1 protein-coding gene is annotated in these 1,280 nt (G+C 60.2%); it reads left to right on the top strand.

All coding sequences use genetic code 11. The annotated features are described in order from the left end of the window. Nucleotides 1-305 precede the first annotated feature (305 nt). On the top strand, nucleotides 306-1,280 hold a 975-nt coding region (locus AC0L2C_RS34075; protein WP_473525518.1), incomplete at its 3' end, for a YihY/virulence factor BrkB family protein.

The raw sequence follows: 1,280 nt of genomic DNA, 5'->3' as shown, positions 1-1,280 counted from the left end.
AGAGGCACCAGCTCCCGACCGCCCACGCCCAGAATCCCCGCCGGCCGGCCGCGCCAAAGTTAAAACGCAATCAGCCGACCACCACGATTGGCTGAGATGGTAGGAAGCGGGTTATTCTCATTGGTCGCTCAAACAAGCCACTGAGGGCCTGGGCAGGGCAGTATCGCTATCACATGAGCTCTTCGCATGAGGTGGCGCAGTGTTTCTGCAGACGGCGGATGTTTGTTTGCGGGCGCAGGTCCGCACTGCATCCTTTGGCGCTTTCATACGTTTGCCCGCGAAGAAGATGCTCCGGGCCGGCAGCCATGTCGAAAAAAACAACCGACGACGCTTACGAAGATCAAGTGCAGCTTGAGCGGCGGGCCAGACGGCAGGGCCGCGGACGCAATGCCGAATGGCCGTCAGAGATCCCCAGCCGTGGCTGGAAAGACGTGCTGTGGCGGGTCTTTGCTGAAGTAAACGAGGACCGTGTTATGCTGATCGCGGCCGGGGCCGCATTCTATCTGCTCCTTGCCCTCTTTCCCGCGCTTGCCGCGTTCGTGTCCATCTACGGTTTTGTCGCCGACCCTCAGACCATCGCTGAGCACATTGCGTTCCTTGGGGGCGTACTGCCTTCGGGCGGTCTGGATATTATCAGATCTCAGCTTGCGTCCTTGGCCGCTCAGAAGACTGGCGCGCTCAGCTTCGGCTTCATGTTCGGCCTTGCCGTCGCACTGTGGAGCGCCAGTAACGGCATCAAGACGCTATTCGAAGCCATGAACATCGCCTACGAGGAGAGTGAAAAGCGCGGCTTTATCCATCTGAATCTTCTGGCCTTGGGCTTCACACTTGGCGCCATCCTCATCGGTATCGGCTTTATCGTCTCGGTGGGGATCGTGCCGGCCATGCTTGCGCTGCTGAACCTCGGCGGTTGGACCGAAGCCCTTGTGCGGATCTTTCGGTGGCCGATGATGCTGATCCTGGTCGGCCTCGGGATCACGCTGATCTACCGCTACGGCCCCAGCCGCGAAAGGGCAAAGTGGCAATGGGCGACATGGGGCGCCTTCCTCGCGGCTGGGGTGTGGATCGCGGTCTCGATAGGGTTTTCCTATTATCTTGAGAACTTCGCCGACTACAACGCGACGTATGGAGCCCTGGGGGCAGTCATCGGCTTGATGATGTGGACCTGGATCTCTGTGATTGTCCTGATTGTGGGGGCGGAGCTGAATGCCGAGATGGAGCACCAGACAGCCAAGGACACCACCACAGGTGCGCAGCAGCCGATGGGTGCGCGAGGTGCC

It is taken from the genome of Mesorhizobium sp. WSM4845 (assembly GCF_055811455.1).
Note: the sequence above shows the minus strand (reverse complement) of the source record. Positions and strands in the feature narration are given on the sequence as shown.